Raw genomic sequence first — 16,607 nt, 5'->3', positions numbered from 1 at the left:
TGATCATTTACTCACAGAAGAATATTCAAGTTCCTCAAGTTCCCAAGTTTTTGCAAGATGAAAAAGAAGTGGTTTAATTTTATCATTAGCTGTCTTAACAATTTTACTAACGGACATTGCTCCATCTTGATGTCCAGCATGATCCAATCCATTTCGTACAGGCTGGAGAGCATTCCATAACTGAATCAGGGTATCCTTTTCAGTCCATGTATCATGTATTATTCTGCCGTACTCATTTAGCTCTTCAACAGTAAGATCATCACGACTAACCATTTCAACACCAGATATAGCTCTGGCAATTAGCTTTTCACGTGTACTAATTTTCAGAGTAAACGGTAAACCGAGACGGTAAGTTACTGCATTTATTAGCCATTCACGAGCTAAACTCATTGCCTCAATTAAACGATTATTACTGTGATACCACATAATCAAACGAAGCTGCGCCTCTAATGCTTTTTTAGTATTTTGCTGGAAGTCACCTATAAAATTACTAAAGGTGTCAGTAATACGCTGCCGAAGCATTTCAAATGGCGGTGCTGTCAACTGTAATTGTTCCTGTGCTTTTAACAAGTCAGCTTCCAGACTTTGGGCTTTGTTTGCTAACTGTAATGGTTGGCAAAGGAGTGTAGCAAGCGAAACCTCATAAAGTGTTGTTGCAGCTTTCTTAGTTATATTACTAGCTTTGCCATCTGGATTAAGTAATTTCGCAAGTCGTTGTGCATCACCTGTTTGAATAAATTGATCGGTTGCTGTAATCCAATCAAGCATACCTACAAATTCTGATAAGTTAATTACTGGTGCTATGCCATTATTAGAAATTCCTAATTCCCAAGCTCCATAATAAATAGCCTCAATTGTAACGTTTTTGGCTGCTTTCAGGTAAGCCGCAAATAAAAATACCAAAAATGGTAAAGAACGTAAACCATGCGTAATGTCAAATATTACATGATCATTTTCATTGACTTTCTCAGTAATGATTTTAAAAGTTTCCCACATTTCTTCAGTAGTTTCACCATTTGGTATCTCAACTGCTTGTATGCGCTCATCTTCTAATTTTTCTAAAATGGGAAAAGTCTTTTTTTTCGCTTCACTTGTGACACAAACTAGCATAGAATCATATTGAAAAAATCTGTGTAAAGCCTCTGCAAATACAGCCCCATCGTACTTTTCACCTTCAAAACTATATGTAGTTGTCTTTGCTTGAAGTCCTAGAAATGTAATTATTCTTCTCATGGTTCTCTCCTCAATGTACTAATTATTGTCTGACCCATCCCTAAACGTGTTTTCATCCCCGTACCAGCAAACTGAGCATATTGCACTAATAAATTTGCCACATTCGCAAGTAAGGGATCAGCACGGTGGAAAACTTGTAAACTCACATCACCAACAAAACCATTCACAAAACCTTTATGTAATTGCCAACTTCGGGTTTGAATTTTGTGATGTTTAAGCGGGACTGCATTGCTAAGATAAGCTATTAATTCGTCACTTCCTAAATACACAGGAGCAAAGTTATTCCAGCGTTCTAACCAACTGCGAAACATTAAATTGGGTACTGGTAGAGGTAAATTTGTTCCACCTTGAGCAAAAGTTGTAGGTGTGATAAATTGCAAGTCAAAGCTTCTGGCTGGTTCTGGCTCATTCCCTACTAAGGTTGTATATAGTTCTTCGTAACTGCTAATTTCATCTTCGCGGTTGATGACGTTAAACTTAGCACCGAATAATTCTAAACAATCGCCAAAATCAAAATTAGAAATTGCTTTGGCTGCAACATCTTGTAATCCAGAGAGTGATAATTGATAAAATTCCTCTGGATGAAAACTCAAAAAATCTTTTGATTTAGAGTATGAGCCAATAATTCCTGAGTAAGAAAGAGAAGGAATGTTACCTCCCATTTCTAAGCCTAGCTGTTGGTGTAGTTGCTTCACCAGTTCCAAACTGTAGGAACGAGGTAAAACTGTTGATTCGGATACGCTGAGAGTCCAAGTAGAACGAATTAGCATTAGTTTGATAAAGTCTTAAATTTAACCCATCCTGGTACAAACTTAATTTCACCGTTGGAATTCATCACAGTGCGTCTAGATTTTGGTGCTTCAAAACCGGGTGCTTTTAAACCGCAATTATCACGTATTTTTTCACGTAATTCATCGGTAAATAACAAATCTATAGTTGTTCCATTCATTCCACTACCCCAACCCAATCTTAAGCTATAAGGACATTTTTCGTTTTCGTAAAATTCTCGAATATAATTAAAATCTAAGTTTTTTCCTGCTGCTCTAGGATTATTTTCGATGTCTTGCCAGTAATCATGTTCATAATCCCATTGTTCTTGAGTGAATTCTTGACATATTTCTAATAGTTCATCCAGGTTGTTAAACGGTAACTTCATTCCTTTGTGATGTTTAAACCAAGAGAGCATTTCTGTATCTAATGTCAAGGTGAATTCCGTCTGGACATTACGCACCATTTCAGCATAGATAGATGCTTTATACTTAGCTAAGTAATCAGGAAATCTACTAGAAATTATCACTTCAGCTACAACAGCAAGGTTTATTGGTATTTTTTGCCCTTTTTTGTTGGTAATTTTATCTTCTATTAATGGCTGAGAATCTGTGACTTTGATTGCTCTTAAAAAGTCAGCGTTTGGCCCTCTAGCTGCAAAATTTCTATCTTGATAGGTGAGTTTAAATTCTGAAAACAAGCTATTCATAAATAGCTCATCATCTAAGAATTTCTGTTGATATGGGTTGAATTGTCCTAGTTTTTCTCTTAAGGTTTGTTCAATTGCACTCACCCGTTTAGAGGATGGTACTTGATAGCGGTCAGCGTGTTTGAGTAAATGATAGGCTATGGCTGTTCTAATTGCGCCTTTAATTGAAGAACCAGGGATGAATAATTGTCCCATACCATTGCGAATCATGGGACGTAAATCTGTAATTTTATCTGCTGTTAGCTTTTGGCTGATGGCTTCTTTGGGAAAAATTAGATTATCATTGCTATCTTTAGCGTTCCACCATTCATTACCAAAGGCTTGTTTTAAAAGTCTGGTGATGTCTTGACGTTCTTCAATAGCTTGAATGTAGTTGTTAAAAAAGCTTCCGCCTTTTGACAACAAACCCTTGGCTAATGCTTCTTGATTGGGTAGGTAAACTTTTTTATCTGTCTGCACATACTCAAAAGGATTCAATTGAGATACAGATGAGCCAATATGTAAAATGGGACTGGTCAACAGTATTCTTTTTGATTGATAGAAGTCAGGCTTTTGCAGAGGTGAGGAAAGCGAAACCACCATATTTTTATTTTTCCTTGACTTTAATTGGTAGACTTAAGCTGATACCACTACGGTAAATGCGATGTTTTCTGAATTCCTTTGGTGTGACATCTACTAGCTTTCCTGCTGGTGGTTTTGGTGTCAGAAATACAGACCCTTCGCTAAACATTCGCACCATTTTGCGCCTTACTTGATTGTCAACTATCCAACCTCCCCGTTCTTGTATTTCATAGCTAGCGTTTTTTAAGAAATCTTCTGTTATGGAAGAATCCCAAAATAAACTTAAGATGCTGTGATATTTACCATCGCTAAAGTCAACTAGCTGCTGCCAATTTGTTGGTAATTCACTCCAAGTAACGTCAAATCTGCCAGCACCACTAGAACGTTCTCCCCCAATTCCTTCTTCTCCTAACAGGTTTAATGCAGCGTGTAATTTATCTGCTAATTGTTCACCTTCTGAAGATAGTTGCAGGAGAAAGTATAAACCTGCTGGGTTTTTATCCCAAGCAAATTGTACAAAGCCAGTATGATAAAGGTTGGTGGCTCTGGTAACTCTGTCTACTGCAATTTTTGGCACTTTATCAGTGTGAAATGCCTGTTTGTAGTCAAAAGTTCCTAATTGTCGGAGTTCTCCATGAGATTTATTTTTGGTTTCATCAATTAATTCTTGAATGTCGCTGTCTTTAACTCCTTCTCCTTGATACCATCTCTGCCATAGTTCTAAGGGTAAGTAGTTAAGTTTTTTGTAGGTTTTGAAAAACGCTAAATCATCATCAGGGTATTTAGTGGGAAATTTGAGGGGACGAGGAAGGTAATAAATTGTGCGATCGCCTACTTCTCGGTAGATGAATGTAGAACTGATACGGAATGGGGGTATGAGTTCCGGTTTGTCTTGAGAGGGAAATTGCTGTAACAACTCCTCCACTGCATCTTTACCGAACAACCGTGCATAAATACTCACCCAGGCACTAAACAAAGCATCGGAACGCACGCGATCGCTGGTTTCTTCCATCCCAATTCCTACTTCGCCGAAGTGCGCCGGACTTCGACCAAAGTTGAGTTTTACTAATTTCCAAACACTCATGATTCATTTCCTGGCAATAATCTTTGTATGTAATCCCGTAAACTTCCGAAGTTATTTAAAAGTGCTTGCGTATCAGCGATGGGTTGAAATGGTTGTATGTCAGATGTTCCAGAGGGATTTGTAATTTGGCGGTATTGTGCCAAGCTGCGATAGGAAAAATTGAAATGTTGGAATCTAATTTTGCCGTAACCTCTTGAACCATGTCCGCCGAGTGCGTCATCTTCAAGTATGGCGAGTGCTATGGCAATGTTTTGTAAGTCTTCTATGGCTTGGTTAGCATCTTCTACGGTGTACACCAATTCAAACTGGAATTTTGACCCGGCTGGGACACGTTCTAATTGTCTGGGGTTTGCGGCTGCTGTTACTCGGTCAATACCATTTTCAAATTTCCACTCAGTCATGTATAAACCAGTGTCAACTTGTTTTACTTTTTCTGCTGATTCTGGTACTAAATGACTATCACGGATAATTAAGCGAGCCGGTGCGTTGCGTCCACGATTGATTCTAATACAATTTTGATTTTGTATTGTAAGAGTAGGATTATTTCTATTTTCTTCATATAATCCTTCATCTCTAGCAGTTTCAATTGGTAGCCAAAATTTCGACCCGCCAGTAGAACCAAACAGGCGACTAATTTGGCAGGTTCTAGCACCTTCGTAAGTAACAAAATGTCCATTTTCTACTTCAGTAAACCCATCTGCTAAATCATCGCTTTCATAACGCCAAGTGCCACTACCTCCAGTGCGGTTTAGAGGTTTATTTAATAACCTTTCTAAAATAGAACGTAGTTTTCCTTTTATTGATGAACCCGGTAAATAAGGATACTTGGTTAGAGGATCACGAATTATAGGTTTATCTAGTCCACCGATATCTAAATTTTCGCCACCACCACCAATATGTAATCCTGTTTCGGCGGAGATATGACTGGTAAGTGTTAATTTACCGAGCAAGGGTTTTTGTGCGTATGATACTGGCATGATTATTTTCCACCTTCAGCTTTGTGATAAGCAATAATTGATTCAATTAATTGAACTAGACGCTCAAAATCTTCTTTGCTGTGAACTTTATCAATAGCGACTGACATCACTTCACTTAATGGTTTGGCGGGTTTTTGTCTAGCTGCGGCGTATGCCAATTTTGGTTTCAGTAGAACTACTTCTGTTTCAATTTTGGCAAATTCACCTGTTTCAGCTAAGTCAGCTTTCAAACGATTCACAGCATCTAAGAATTTACGAACTTGGTTAGTTTCTAACCTTTGCTGTTTGAGATAAGGGCCAAATTGTTCAGCGTGCTTAACTAGATTTCGGATAGGATATGTTTTTAGTCCATTTGTCAAACTATTAATAGTTTTAACAATTTCCTCAACAATATTTTGTGTATTACTCATATTTGTTTGAGTAGTTAATTGTCTTGAGTTGGTTGGTGGAGAAGTTAGTTTTGCTTTAATTGGTTCTGGCATATATTTATGAACGATTTAAAAGTTCAATCCAAGTAGCGATCGCCCGAAAATAAGGCGCGTTATAAGGACTTTTCAGAGAAGTCCGAAAATCACTGTCATCTAATACATCTTTGGGTAATCTCGCTAGAGTATAAGCAATCTTTGGTAGATGCAAATAATAGCGAGTATCTACAGCCTCCTTAGATTCTTGATTATCTTTAAACTTTTCTAAAACCTGCTCTTGTATCTGTGCAGTTATCAGCAAGTTTCGCACAAAACTACGAGAATAATCTAATCTGATATTCTGTTGTTCTAATTTTTTAACAAACGGTAATACACCTAAGAGGTTTGGTCTAACTTCTTGATTAGCATATCTTTCATTTATCTCATCAAACTTAGTCTTTTGAGGATGTCCTAGCCATTCATCCCATTTAAAAACTTGACCAAATAAGCCTAAACTATCTCTACCATTTCCCTTAGCAGCATCTTCAGCATCACCTGATGATTTCGCCGCTAGGTAAAGTGGAAATTTGATATCTTCAATGCTGACTCCACCTGATAATGTAATATGTGGATTACTCCCAGTGTAGGTGCGAAAAGATTGGTAAACATCAAAGGCAAAATTTACAATTTCGTTCCATGCCCCGCTCACAAATAAATCATCACCCCCTGCATATATAAATAGTATATTATATTTTTCATCTTTTAGTGATACTTGCTGAATATTTTCAGGAAGATTTGCTAGTCTTTTTTGTGCCAAACTGTTGAGATAAACTTTAAAAAAATAACTCATTTGCCGTGAAAGTCCAGCCAATCTTGGTAAAGTTTGCTGTTCACCTAAGCCTTTAGCAAATATTTGTCCGAGTCGGTCTACATCCATTCTTAAATAACCAACTCTATCAATACCTTGAGCTTTGGCAGCCATTTCTTCAGCACGCATAAAGCCTTGTACTTCTTCTGCATGATTTTTCCCGGTTTCATTTCCCTTACCATAGTTACCTAATAACAAGGGAGAAACATTTTTAAAATGCTTGAATTGATAATGGTCTAATATCCAATCATTGACTAATAGAACCATGTCTGACTCTGGAACTATTGGTTTCCAAGTTTTGAAGCAATGATAATAAATATTGACAGCAGGAGAGTCATCACTCGCAGGAAGTTTAAATGACAGTGTAGGTAATTTACTTCCTACATTTTCACGAGTTGAGCGGACAATTGCTTTCACTCCAAATAAATCACTTCCTAAATCGAACATACTGCGACAAGTTCCACAAGCCAAAACTGAATCTGGCTGATTTTTGTTAAGAGGTTTTAATTTTTCTGGTTCTACATCGTCACGGTGACAAACGCGACAAGGTTCATGACTATGACGTGGGTTAATAAAATTGCTAATTTGGTCTGCAAATTTCTGAGATTTATGTACAGCTAGATTTTTGGTTGCATTTGACCAATGACTAGCAAATTCAGCACTGGCAATTTCTGTAATTGGCAAGTTTAAACAATCCAAAGCTAGAAAGACTTTACCTTGAAATTCTTCCAAAAGCCATTTATTAAATTGTTGTCGTACTTGTTGAACAACGTTGGTATTGTCTTCACTTGCCGATGCCAAAATATATAAGTTACCACCACCAGCATAAATCACGTTAGTACGAGGAATTTTTAATCTTGATAGTAATTGCTGTACTACTTCTTCTGTAACTAACTCTAAATAAAAACTCCTGGCTCTGAGAGATTTTAAAGCCCCATCAGAAGAAATAGTATAAATAAATTTTTGAATTCCAGATAAATCGCCAGCAATTAAGCTAATTTTTTCGGCAGGATTATTAATTAAAGTTGTGGCGATCGCTGCTGTAATTCTTGCCATGTCTACCAAAGCTACATCAACTGCACCAAAGCTAAGACAGGAACCAAATTTTTCTAAGATCAGCATCAATAAAGAAAGGTTTTGCCAGTTATCTTTGAGATAGTCGGAAATTTTCTGATTAATTTCAGCTTTGAAAGACACCTGTGCTTCTTCAGGTTTATCGTCCAATGGGTAAGGTATTGTCGAATAGCTTTCATCTTGATTTTCAATAGCTGCTAGTGCATGGTAATGAGTGTTTGATGGTTCTTTATTTGGTTCATCAGATAAATTTACACTGTCAAATAGCAGACGCAATAATCCAACACTTGTATTTTCGTTCCAGCCTAATATTTCCTTTGCCCTTTCAACCTCTGAATACTCCTCATTGAGAGGAGGATGAGCAAAATTAGCCCATTTAGCTAACGCTGCGATCGCCTGTTGAATCACCTGTAATGCAACGTCTTGAGAACTTGTCACCATAAAACTTTCATCTCCCTAAAACTTCACTAATACTCAACCCCACCAACAACCGCGCTAAAGCTTGCACCGTCAAACGCTGGGAAACATCCTCACCTCGCTGTAATCTATGCACCCTACCGCGTAAAATCGGCGATTCCGACTCAATAACATCCTCATTCCCCAGAAAGTCACTGAAAATTATCGCGATAACTTGCAAATTCAGCGACTTACACAACTTTCTCCAAGGTGCAATCTCCGCCTCATCTTTAACTAAAATCACCGTGTGGCTAGCTTCCGCCATAATCAAGCGGTTCTCGTCTGATATTCTTCCGCCAATATCAAAGACAAATATCGGTGTATTGATACCTCTGACTTCTTGCGCTTTCAGTTTGGCGAACTCTGCGGTAAATCTAGCTTTGTATTGTGCTTTTAACTGTGCTGCTAAATCAGGATCACGTCGGGCGGTTTCGCTGTACCACGAACCATCCCCATCAGGACAACCGGACATAAAGTATGATTCCGGCGCATTGGAAATCTGCAATAGTGCTTGTTTTAATCCATCGCGAAAACAAGTCTTTCCAGTATTCGCAAAGCCACATAATACAACTTTCAGGTTGGCTTCAGAGTTGGACTCTCGCACCACATCCAATATATCCCCGACTTGATAGTTGGGATGTCTGCTAATGGTGACTACATATCTATCTATCCCTGGTTTGCCTATCTTCGGATCTAATAGGGCGATCGCATCATACAATTTCCCTAATTTATCCCCTAATACCTGACTAACTAATACTGAAACTCTGCCATTAATTTTGATCAGAGAACCACCCGGTAACTCACCTTGGGTAATCATCTCATCTAACTTTGCCGCTACATCCCGGACGATGCGATCGCCTGTCGCTAGGGTACTGCCAAATCCTACTTTCAGGATATCACCCTGTAACTTAATTTCATAGGTACTCATGATTGCAAGTTTGCTCTCAAAACAACTCCTCTAGCTGCTTATTTGATGGGTTTTAATCAATAAGGTCTCCTAGTTTATATGCGGGATTGTGTGTGATGCAAGTCACATATTTACCTATTTTTGGATCATAAAAAGCTACAGCACCGTAAATATGTGCAAGTTTATGCGCCAACACAAACGCCACAGGTATAGATATCGGCCCGTTAATCTTCAGTAACGGCCCCCCTGCTAATTCCCCGGAATTTGCCATTTCTTCCAGTTGCGCTGCTGCATCCCGCACAATTTGGTCATTTTGGGCAGGTTCGCCAAAACCAACACGTAAAATCCCTTCTTTTAACTCAATTTTATAGGTAGCCATTGTTTTCTCTCCAGTGATGGATACATCATACACGGGGCTGGAAGAACCCGCTTCCAAATTGTTGTATGCTAGAAGTTACGGGGATGAGGGGATGAGGGGGATGAGGGGGATGAGGGAGACAAGGGAGATAAGGGAGAAATTCTTTCCCAATCCCCAGTCCCCAATCCCCAGTCCCCAATCCCCAATCCCCAATCCCCAGTCCCTAAAAAAAGTGTCTGAATCAATTTTTGCTGATGTTCCCCAAGTAGAGTTGTTGCAATGGTTAGCGCGGGGTTCTCTGAAACAGAACTTACCTCGTGCAGTACGTTTGTGGGTATGGTTGCGTTGTTTATATGGTGATGCTCAAGACCGTTTATTATTAGATGATGCTTTCAGTTTTGCAGACTGGCGTAATGCTTTTTTTCTTTCCTCTCACCCCAAGGGGGAAGCAATTCCTGAACTGCATCATCGCCAATGTCCCTGTGCTAAAACTATCGCCGATTGGTTGTTTGATAGTAAAACCGGACTAGAACAATCCCAATGGAGGCGATCGCTTTCCACACATACCCCCATCCCCAATTTAGATCAGCTACTCCAACAACGATTGTTTGGTGTGACTCGTCGCACTCTGCAAGCTGATTTAGATATTCTCACAGAGTTGGGTTGGCTGGAGAAACACCAGCAGAAATATTACCGTGTTCAGCAATTCCCTACTCGTCCGATCACCACTAAGCTGCATAGTAATGAATTACACTTTCTCAATCAAGAGGATTTGGTGGCGATCGCTCAAAATCTATCTCAAGAAATCTGCGGGGTGCGGCGGTTTTTCTTCAAACTCGATTATGTAGTCACGGCTATAGATGAAGTAGACAACTTGCAATATCAACTACAAAAGCTGTGGGAAAAAACACCAGTACCACCGATTAAAATCACATACAGCAGTGCCAGATTGGGAAGCACATTTAACTGTGTAGTGTATCCAGTGTGTATTTATTATGTGCAACGTGCGGTTTATCTCTGCGCTTTTGGGGAAAGTCCTGACCACAAAACAGACTGGTATAATTTCCGTCTAGACAGGATAAAAGATATTACCCCGATTGACTGGACACATCCAGCCATTCCCAAGCATCTGCAACAACGCTACCATCAACACAACTTACCCACCTCAGATGAGATTGAAATACAAATGTCTCAAGCTTGGGGTTTTGATTTCTATTTAAAACCTCGGTTGATGGTGTTACGCTTTGACCGAGATTATCACGACCGCTACATCGACCGTACATTTCGCCATGACACATTTAAGGCGATCGCCTACCCACAAGTCAAAACCCTGATCCAAAAGTCTACAGCCAACCCCGAACAAGCCGCATTACTAAAAATTCTCGCCCATCGTTCCCCAGAGGATGCTTATTACCGGGTGCAATATCGACATGGTGATCACAATGTGATGATGCGTCTACGCGCTTGGCGGCCTATAGTAGAAGTTCTTCTTCCTTGGGATCTGCGCCAAACTATAGCGGCTGATGTCGCTAGAGAATGTCAGCTTTATACCGTTTGTTGATGAAAATGCGCTTGATTCTTACAGCAGTTTTCCGCTAATTAGACCATAGTGTAGAGACGTTGCATGCAACGTCTCTACTTACGCAACTGGCACATTAGTAGGGTGCGTCAGATGTTGAAAATCTGTTCATTTATAGACTTTTATCTATATTATTTCTAGAAAATTTTCAATACTTAAAGATAGCAATTAATCAAGACTTAAGTTCGGCTTAACTTTGATTAGTAAGATTTCTTAACGTAACCCTGGTTTCTTGAAGATAGCTGGCGAGACGCAAGTTAATCAGAGGTGTTATGTCAAACAGTAATAACGGTAATCATGTTATTTTCATCCACCCAGATGGAACAAGTCCATCTCATTATGCGTTTGCAAGGTTTGTAGATCAAGGACCTGACGGACGCTTGAATTGGGATAAATTATCTAATGCTGGTGTGTATCTGGGTCACATGGAAGACCAGTTGGGTGGAACATCCAATGGTGGTGCTGTTACCCATGCAACTGGTGCTAAAGTCTATGCAGAATCCTTTGGTTTTGAAGAAGATGGTTCTCAGATTGTACCTTTATCTGGTGCTGCCAATACAGGCAAGACAATTGTAGAGGAAGCGATCGCCGCTAATAAAGTCACCGCTTTAGTACAATCTGGAGCTATCTTTGAGCCTGGTACAGCCGCCTTTGTTGCTCAGACACAAGAGATTGTTAACCCTAACGGCAGTCGCACTGTACCTCGCGCCCAAGCCGCAGAAATTGCCAAACAGGTGATTGAATCAGGTGTTGACTTTATCCTCAGTGGTGGTGAACTCAACCTGTTACCTGTAGGTACTGATGGCTTCCACGGTACTGCGGCGGAATTAGACGCTATTAGTATCAATTCTCTGCAACGCCCCACAGAAAACCTCATAGAACTGGCAGAAAGTTTAGGTTATACAGTTGTTTATACAGCAGAACAACTCACAGCTTTACTTGATTTACCTACACCCCCAACAAAAGTATTAGGTGTATTTGCGCCTGTTCACACCTTCAACGATCGCCCTGAAGAAGTTTTAGCCGAACGGGGTTTACCTCTGTATCTGGAAACAGCACCAACCATTGCCGAAATGTTGGATGTCACCCAGAAGTTGATGGAGAAGCATCCTAACTTTAGCAACGGCTCAATTACCATCGTTGAAGAAGAAGGATCTGACAACTTCGGTAATAACAACAATGCGGCTGGGACACTCGAAGGTGTGCGCCGCGCCGATGCAGCCATTGGGAAAGCACTGGAGTTCATCGACAGGCATCCTAACACCTTGTTATTGACTGCTGCTGATAGTGATGCCGGTGGTTTAGAAGTCAGAGATCCCCGCACTGGTGCAACAGTAGGTACTGTTAACAACAACCCCACTACAGAATCCCGTAACGTACCTTTAGACGGACAAACTGGGGCTAACACTGCGCCTTTTGTTGCTGCACCTGATGTAAATGGTGATGTGTTTCAGTTTGGTATTGGTTGGGCGGGTACACCAGATTTTCCTGGTTCTATAGTTTCTAAAGCGCATGGTTTAAATGCAGATAAATTACCTGCAACTTTAGACAATACCAAAATTTATGAGTTGATGTATGAGACTCTGTTCGATGTGGAACTAGAATCTCGTAACCCAGAACCCACACCAGCACCCCAAGCTACCAAACAAACTGGAAATGTAATTTTCATTCACCCAGATGGTACGAGTCCTTCTCACTACATGGCACTTCGCAACATTGACAAAGGGCCTGATGGGAGATTGAACTGGGATAATATGTCCAATGCAGGTGTTTACCTGGGACACATGGAAAACCAGTTGACAGGGACATCCAACGCTGGCGCAGTTACCCACGCTACTGGGGTGAAGGTATTTAACGAATCCTTTGGTTTAAATGGAGATAACTCCCGCGTCACTCCGGCATCTGGTAAAGTTGGCTACACAATCTTAGAAGAAGCCATTGCCGCAGGAAAAGCCACAGCCTTGATTCAATCTGGTCACTTGGCTGAACCTGGTACTGCCGCCTTTGCTGCGGAAACTACTAACCGTGATGGTAACAATATCAGAGCGCGAGATAAGTATGCAGAAATTATCGAGCAGGTAATTCGCTCTGGTACAGATGTGATCATGGGTGGTGGAGAACTGTATATGTTGCCAATAGGCACAACAGGTTTCCACGTCACACCTGAAATCGATGCTTCAGAAACTAGAGCAGAACGCCGTCCCAGTATTAACTTGATTAAGTTGGCTGAGTCCTTGGGCTATACTGTGGTTTACACTGAAGAGCAGATGAATCAGGTGGTAAATAGTGCCAATCCACCCACTAAACTCCTCGGTGTATTTGCTGCTAGTCACACCTTTGACGCGCGTCGAGAAGAACAACTAGGACTCAATAGCGACAACCCTCTACCTCTATATGTCGATACTGCTCCCACAATAGCAGAGATGTTAGAGGCATCTTTAAAGATTGTCTCTCAAGATCCTGATGGCTTCTTTGTAGTCTTGGAAGAAGAGGGTACAGACAACTTCGCTAACTCCAACAATGCACCTGGCACGATTGAGGCATTACGGCGTGCTGATGCGGCGATTGGTGTAGCGATGGATTATGTGAACAACCAAGATCCCAACACTTTAGTTATTACTGCTGCTGATAGTGATGCGGGTGGGATGGAGGTTTTCCAATACGCACCTTATACCCGTCCCCAGGGCAACTTTGACGCTAGTAATCCCAACCTTGCTAATAGTCAACCAGAAGTCCCATTTGTCAACGTTAACCGCACTACAACTAACAACACCCAGAATTACCTGGATGGGGTTAACGGTAGCACAGCTAGCGCAGAAAGACCTTGGATACCATTCTCTGCTCAAGACAGCATAGATGGGCCGATGGGTAACTTTGGTGTAGCTTGGGTAGGTACTCCTGATTTCCCTGGTAGTATTGTTTCTAAAGCCTACGGGATGAATGCTGATAAGTTACCCAGCACCGTGGACAATACTGGGATTTATGATGTGATGTATCAGACACTGTTTGGTGTCACACCAGAAGTAGCTGCTGCACAACAAGAAACTGAGTTAGTGTCTGGTAGTGCTGCTGCTGACACCTTAGTTGCAGGCAATGCTCAATTCGATGGCATCAATGACAGTGTATTTACTGGTGCTGGTAACGATGAGGTGGATTTACAGACCGTATCTTCCCCAATTGCAGGCCGTAACCGGGTGAATTTAGGTAGTGGTGATGATATCATCTACGTCAACAGACGCGATCGCGTCTTTGGTAGTGCTGGTGATGACATCTTTGATGCTACCGAGGGTAAAGGTGGTAATCGGATGTCTGGCGGTGCTGGTAATGATATCTTCTGGCTAGGTAATGGCGATCGCGCCCTTGGTGGTGATGGTAATGACGAATTCTACGTCCAGTCTGGTGGCGGTAACTTGCTGTCTGGCGGTGCTGGTGCTGATCAGTTCTGGATTGTATATGGTGGTGAATTACCTGATAGTGCTAATACTATCCTTGACTTTGAGATGGGTGTAGACGTGATTGGAGTACAAGGTATTACCAGCAATACTTTAACTCTGAATGTAATGAATGGTAACACCCACATTGGCTTAGGTGGTCAAACAGTGGCGATCGTTAACGGTGTCACAGGTTTAGATGCAAATACAAATTTTGTGTTTGTTAGCTAAATCCCATCAATAAATTATCCATCTTGTAGGGTGGGCTGTCCAGCCCGCCCTTAATTTATGGAACATTGCACAAATAAATGTAGAGACATTTCATGAAACGTCTCTACTTTTTGATGACAATTTTTTTAGGGTGGGCATTGCGTGCCAGTTGCTAAGACACTCAGTTTTAAATTATTGGGTGTGCATCGCCTGACACTGATTAAGATAGTGCAAGATATGACTCTAGATTTCCCCCTCATTCCCCCAGAGGCAAAATTACCCTCACCGACGGTGATGAGGGGTGAAAATGCCTATTATTTTACTGCATCCTAACAAGAAAACTTATCCCTTTTAGGTGCTGTAACCATCTTCTCCAGACAGAACTTGATTAATGCTAACTACCCAAGGTATACCTTGATTAACAGGAGAACTCAAGCTAATTCTGGCATTATTGGCAAAAAGTTTTAATTTTTTCGCCAAGTAAGGAACATTCATCATAATGTTCTGATAACTTTCGATATCATGACACACCATAATTAACATCAGAATTCCGCCATTAACTTTAAAATACCAATGACAACTCGATAACAAAATCCTCACACTATGTCTACAAGTCACATAAAACTTTTTTTTCGTCGCTTCTTCCAGTTGACTAATTAATATTTCACTAATCAAAGTAGTTCTTTGTGTGGGTAAATCGTCGGGAGATAGATATGGTTGCTTCATAGATTTTCACCCTACTTGCAAAGGATTAATTGACCGACGTAAACTTAACAATCTTGATGAAATTGTCAGTTCCATCCGGTAGAAACAGAACCGATAATGATCACCGTTCACTCCCTTACAACTGTTTATATAGTTGAGTGTAGCTACTGTGCCATTTTCCTTAGATTTCTTTAGCAATTCGGCTACAAAAGTCAATATTGTTTAGTATTTCGTCACATTTATTGCAGATGACATTTATTTGTCTCTCCCCAAAGTTATAGAACAGGGTGAGGATACCTATTTAAACGTGATCACTCAAACACCCAAAGTATAATTAATTATCGTTTCATTACGAAATATGAACAGTAAAAAAATCACTCTTTGGGTTTGTGCCTTGAGTATAGCGATCGCTTGTGTGTTTGTTCCCCAGGCGATCACTCACACCCTGCCAATTAATTCAGTACGCACAATTATCTCAGATTCAAATCCCAAGTTCAAACATGAAGGAATTCCCCACGGTGTACCCCTACACTATGATTGGGCAGAACGACCTAAATTAAATCCTAGTAACTCTAAAAACTGGAGGGTACTAATCGGGTGGGGACAGCTATACGAAGATCAGAAGGGAAACCCTGCAAAGAATACTCGTGTACAAATTAAAAATCTCAAGGTGTATGCTTTGAGTAAATCTGATTATAAATGGCATTTATTGGTTAGTTCTCTCAGAGTTCGCGGAAGAGCATATCGAGAGGACTTCAAACGCGATATTAACATCCCCGCAGACATCCGAGTTGAACCTGATGGAAGTATTTCCACAAAAGCCGGTAATGGATATAACTTCCATTTTTGGAATCACAAAAGAGTGGAATTTGATCCAGAAAATACAATTGGATTACTAGCGACAGCACAAGCTAGACTGATTATTGATGACCTATCTAAACCAGATGATCGCGATCGCGCTCGGTATTTACTCTCGATTGGTGGTGACTACTGGTCGTCCATGCGTTCTCGATGGGATAATTTCACTACTAATAGAGACTTTGGTATTGGGCGATTCAAGTATGTCACCCGTCAATGGAGAGCATTTAATCTCACAACATTATCAGCAGCAGACATCATCATAAATCCGCCTCCCCTGGAATAACTAACTTTGACGGTAACTACCGTCACCCATTTTTTCCGTCCCCTTGCGGGGAATAGGTGGTGTTTAACTCTGAACAAAATAAGCTGAGTGAACCTAAGTTAGCTGTGTTTCCGTCCCCTTGCGGGGAATAGGTGGTGTT

At 40.6% G+C, this 16,607-nt stretch carries 14 protein-coding genes and 1 CRISPR repeat array (1 of these 15 cut by a window edge); of the genes, 4 read left to right on the top strand and 10 right to left on the bottom strand.

Going from position 1 to position 16,607, the window contains the following annotated elements; genetic code table 11:
- Positions 1–3 precede the first annotated feature (3 nt).
- The 9 genes from csx2 to AACS98_RS17710 are packed head-to-tail and all read right to left on the bottom strand — an operon-like array spanning position 4 to position 9,420.
- Positions 4–1,233 carry a TIGR02221 family CRISPR-associated protein gene (csx2, locus tag AACS98_RS17750; protein WP_066382227.1) on the bottom strand — a complete coding sequence of 410 codons (1,230 nt, stop codon included), beginning with the start codon at positions 1,231–1,233 and terminating at the stop codon, positions 4–6.
- Positions 1,230–2,003, bottom strand: a complete 774-nt coding sequence (cas6, locus tag AACS98_RS17745) for a CRISPR system precrRNA processing endoribonuclease RAMP protein Cas6 (RefSeq protein ID WP_066382225.1) — start codon at positions 2,001–2,003, stop codon at positions 1,230–1,232. The genes csx2 and cas6 overlap by 4 nt, the downstream gene beginning before the upstream one ends.
- Positions 2,003–3,292 (bottom strand): type III-A CRISPR-associated RAMP protein Csm5, encoded by a 1,290-nt coding sequence (gene csm5, locus AACS98_RS17740; protein ID WP_066382223.1) that lies wholly within the window; start codon positions 3,290–3,292, stop codon positions 2,003–2,005. The genes cas6 and csm5 overlap by 1 nt, the downstream gene beginning before the upstream one ends.
- Positions 3,293–3,296: 4 nt before the next feature.
- Positions 3,297–4,355, bottom strand: coding sequence for a type III-A CRISPR-associated RAMP protein Csm4 (gene csm4 / locus AACS98_RS17735; RefSeq protein WP_066382220.1), 1,059 nt, complete (start codon positions 4,353–4,355; stop codon positions 3,297–3,299).
- Positions 4,352–5,332, bottom strand: a complete 981-nt coding sequence (gene csm3 / locus AACS98_RS17730) for a type III-A CRISPR-associated RAMP protein Csm3 (RefSeq protein WP_066382218.1) — start codon at positions 5,330–5,332, stop codon at positions 4,352–4,354. Before csm3 ends, csm4 begins: the two co-directional genes overlap by 4 nt.
- A gap of 2 nt (positions 5,333–5,334) precedes the next feature.
- Positions 5,335–5,814: a type III-A CRISPR-associated protein Csm2 gene (gene csm2 / locus AACS98_RS17725; RefSeq protein WP_197480220.1), complete on the bottom strand. Its 480-nt coding sequence runs from the start codon at positions 5,812–5,814 to the stop codon at positions 5,335–5,337.
- A gap of 4 nt (positions 5,815–5,818) precedes the next feature.
- Positions 5,819–8,119: a type III-A CRISPR-associated protein Cas10/Csm1 gene (cas10, locus tag AACS98_RS17720; protein ID WP_066382216.1), complete on the bottom strand. Its 2,301-nt coding sequence runs from the start codon at positions 8,117–8,119 to the stop codon at positions 5,819–5,821.
- A 7-nt stretch (positions 8,120–8,126) separates the two neighbouring features.
- On the bottom strand, positions 8,127–9,062 hold the full coding sequence (locus AACS98_RS17715) for a CRISPR-associated protein Csx3 (protein ID WP_066382214.1): 936 nt from the start codon (positions 9,060–9,062) through the stop codon (positions 8,127–8,129).
- A gap of 52 nt (positions 9,063–9,114) precedes the next feature.
- Positions 9,115–9,420 (bottom strand): CRISPR-associated protein Csx3, encoded by a 306-nt coding sequence (locus AACS98_RS17710; protein WP_066382212.1) that lies wholly within the window; start codon positions 9,418–9,420, stop codon positions 9,115–9,117.
- Positions 9,421–9,631: 211 nt separating this feature from the next.
- Here AACS98_RS17710 and AACS98_RS17705 point away from each other — a divergent pair, with 211 nt between their 5' ends.
- The 3 genes from AACS98_RS17705 (at position 9,632) to AACS98_RS17695 (ending at position 14,952) form a co-directional block, all read left to right on the top strand.
- The gene (locus AACS98_RS17705) at positions 9,632–10,960 is read left to right on the top strand and encodes a TIGR03985 family CRISPR-associated protein (protein WP_066382210.1); all 1,329 of its coding nucleotides are present in this window, start codon (positions 9,632–9,634) and stop codon (positions 10,958–10,960) included.
- A gap of 290 nt (positions 10,961–11,250) precedes the next feature.
- Positions 11,251–14,640 (top strand): alkaline phosphatase, encoded by a 3,390-nt coding sequence (locus tag AACS98_RS17700; RefSeq protein WP_066382208.1) that lies wholly within the window; start codon positions 11,251–11,253, stop codon positions 14,638–14,640.
- A 141-nt stretch (positions 14,641–14,781) separates the two neighbouring features.
- Positions 14,782–14,952, top strand: a complete 171-nt coding sequence (locus AACS98_RS17695; RefSeq protein WP_157087534.1) for a hypothetical protein — start codon at positions 14,782–14,784, stop codon at positions 14,950–14,952.
- Between the two features lie 18 nt (positions 14,953–14,970).
- Here the strand turns inward: AACS98_RS17695 and AACS98_RS17690 are convergent, their stop codons facing one another.
- The gene (locus tag AACS98_RS17690; protein WP_066382203.1) at positions 14,971–15,345 is read right to left on the bottom strand and encodes a hypothetical protein; all 375 of its coding nucleotides are present in this window, start codon (positions 15,343–15,345) and stop codon (positions 14,971–14,973) included.
- A gap of 337 nt (positions 15,346–15,682) precedes the next feature.
- Here AACS98_RS17690 and AACS98_RS17685 point away from each other — a divergent pair, with 337 nt between their 5' ends.
- Positions 15,683–16,468 (top strand): hypothetical protein, encoded by a 786-nt coding sequence (locus AACS98_RS17685; RefSeq protein ID WP_066382201.1) that lies wholly within the window; start codon positions 15,683–15,685, stop codon positions 16,466–16,468.
- 31 nt (positions 16,469–16,499) lie between these two features.
- Positions 16,500–16,607: direct repeats of the CRISPR family, unit length 37 nt; it runs 2,163 nt beyond the window's last position.

The sequence above is a fragment of the Anabaena sp. CA = ATCC 33047 genome, assembly GCF_963870205.1.
Taxonomy (GTDB): Bacteria; Cyanobacteriota; Cyanobacteriia; order Cyanobacteriales; family Nostocaceae; genus Trichormus.
Note: the sequence above shows the minus strand (reverse complement) of the source record. Positions and strands in the feature narration are given on the sequence as shown.

Coding starts and splice junctions, on each gene's coding strand:
- csx2 (WP_066382227.1), bottom strand. CDS start 1,233: ATGAGAAGAATAATTACATTTCTAGGACTTCAAGCAAAGACAACTACA.
- cas6 (WP_066382225.1), bottom strand. CDS start 2,003: ATGCTAATTCGTTCTACTTGGACTCTCAGCGTATCCGAATCAACAGTT.
- csm5 (WP_066382223.1), bottom strand. CDS start 3,292: ATGGTGGTTTCGCTTTCCTCACCTCTGCAAAAGCCTGACTTCTATCAA.
- csm4 (WP_066382220.1), bottom strand. CDS start 4,355: ATGAGTGTTTGGAAATTAGTAAAACTCAACTTTGGTCGAAGTCCGGCG.
- csm3 (WP_066382218.1), bottom strand. CDS start 5,332: ATGCCAGTATCATACGCACAAAAACCCTTGCTCGGTAAATTAACACTT.
- csm2 (WP_197480220.1), bottom strand. CDS start 5,814: ATGCCAGAACCAATTAAAGCAAAACTAACTTCTCCACCAACCAACTCA.
- cas10 (WP_066382216.1), bottom strand. CDS start 8,119: ATGGTGACAAGTTCTCAAGACGTTGCATTACAGGTGATTCAACAGGCG.
- AACS98_RS17715 (WP_066382214.1), bottom strand. CDS start 9,062: ATGAGTACCTATGAAATTAAGTTACAGGGTGATATCCTGAAAGTAGGA.
- AACS98_RS17710 (WP_066382212.1), bottom strand. CDS start 9,420: ATGGCTACCTATAAAATTGAGTTAAAAGAAGGGATTTTACGTGTTGGT.
- AACS98_RS17700 (WP_066382208.1), top strand. CDS start 11,251: ATGTCAAACAGTAATAACGGTAATCATGTTATTTTCATCCACCCAGAT.
- AACS98_RS17690 (WP_066382203.1), bottom strand. CDS start 15,345: ATGAAGCAACCATATCTATCTCCCGACGATTTACCCACACAAAGAACT.
- AACS98_RS17685 (WP_066382201.1), top strand. CDS start 15,683: ATGAACAGTAAAAAAATCACTCTTTGGGTTTGTGCCTTGAGTATAGCG.